This window comes from Pyxidicoccus fallax, from assembly GCF_012933655.1.
GTDB lineage: Bacteria > Myxococcota > Myxococcia > Myxococcales > Myxococcaceae > Myxococcus > Myxococcus fallax.
Window position 1 is genome coordinate 1 of sequence record NZ_JABBJJ010000691.1, and the last position, 1,572, is coordinate 1,572.

Genomic DNA, 1,572 nt, shown 5'->3' on the forward strand with positions numbered 1-1,572 from the left:
GCCCAAGCTGCCCCCGGACCCTCCGGCCCCCAGCGCCACGTCCAGTGGCGGTGACGAACTGGTGGAGACCCTCCTCAACAACGCCGAGGCGGGCTCCCCCGCCGCCGCGTCCCGCGCCGTCGACGCCTTCCTGCGCGCCATCAATCCCCGCGCGCCCGCGTCCGGGTCCGCCGCGCCTCCGTCGCCCGCCACGTCACGCAAGGCGGTCCGCGACGTCATCGAGGAGGCCCTCCTCCTCACCGCGAAGGACGTCCTCGCCGCCGAGCCCGTCGCCCAGCTCGAGTCCGCGTGGCGCGGTCTGAAGTGGCTGGTGGACCAGGCCCCGAAGTCGTCGGGCCTCGCCGTGGAGGTGCTCGACGTGGACCGCGCCTGGCTCCTCGACTCCCTCCAGGGAGCCCTCTCGGCCGACCCCTTCGACCGCCCCGATGCCGTCTTCGTCGTGGACGCCACCGATGACGTCGGCCTGCTCGGCCGGCTCGCGGGACTGGGTGAGCGCGCTCAGGTCCCCGTGGTGGCCGCCGTGTCTCCGTCGCTCCTCGGCCTGCCCCCGGGCGAGTTGTCGCTCGGACTGGAAGAGGAGCGGGACACCGTCTCCGAGGCGTGGACCGAGCTGCGCCAGGACGAGTCCGCGCGCTGGCTGTCCGCCGTCATCAACCGCGCGGTGGTGGTCAGCGAGGGCCGCGGCGTGGCGAAGCGCGCGAGCTTCACCAGCCCCGCGCTCGCGGTGGCGGCGATGATGGCCGCCAGCTTCCGCGACACCGGCGCCTTCGCGCGCATCATGGGCCAGCCCGGCGGCCTGCGCGCCCCGGCCACGTGGGAGGTACCCTCCGGCCGTGAGAAGGGGCTCTCCATCCCCACCGAGCTGTTCCTCCCCATCCGCGCCCAGTCGCGGCTGGAGGAGCGGGGCATCCTCGGCCTGGGCAGCGGGCGCAACGCGGACGCGGTGCTGCTGGCCGCCGCGCCCACCGTGTACGGCGGTGGCTACTCGGTGCCGCTGCCCGCGCAGCTGCTCACTGGCCGCATCGTCCGCTTCGCCACCTGGGTGAGGGACCAGCTCCCGCCCGGCTCCGGCAACGACGAGGTCTCCGCCATCTTCTCCCAGGCCGCCGAGGTCTTCCTCTTCCGCGGCGCCACGGAGAATGGCCAGGTGCGCGCCGAGCTCGTCTCCACCGGCGACGGCCGCGGCGTCCAGGTCAGCGCCACCGTCCGCCCGGAGCACGCCGGCACGCGCTTCCAGCTCGGCTTCGTCCTGCCCCTGCGAGGCTGAGCAGCGCCTGCGCTTCCAGCCCGGCTCCGTGCTGTCCCCGGAGCCGGGTGCTGTAGAGCACCGGGCCCACGGCCCGAGCGCGACTTCCCGTGAGGCCGCCCGTCCTGGCCGGTGCCTCGTGGAAGGAACGTTCATTCCACGAGACACCGCACGACGGGCCGCCGCTCCCGCTTTCAGGGGCGTCAGGTGGAAGGAACGTTCATTCCACGGTACCCGGCTCCTCCGGCCCCAAGCCCTCCGCCCTGTCCGGACGCCACGTGGAAGGAACGTTCATTCCACGTTGCCGGGCTCGACCCTTCCCGCCC

1 protein-coding gene is annotated in these 1,572 nt (G+C 74.0%); it reads left to right on the forward strand.

Going from position 1 to position 1,572, the window contains the following annotated elements; translation table 11 throughout:
• On the forward strand, nucleotides 1–1,267 hold a 1,267-nt coding region (locus tag HG543_RS53540), incomplete at its 5' end, for a type VI secretion system contractile sheath domain-containing protein (RefSeq protein WP_169352659.1).
• Nucleotides 1,268–1,572 lie beyond the last annotated feature (305 nt).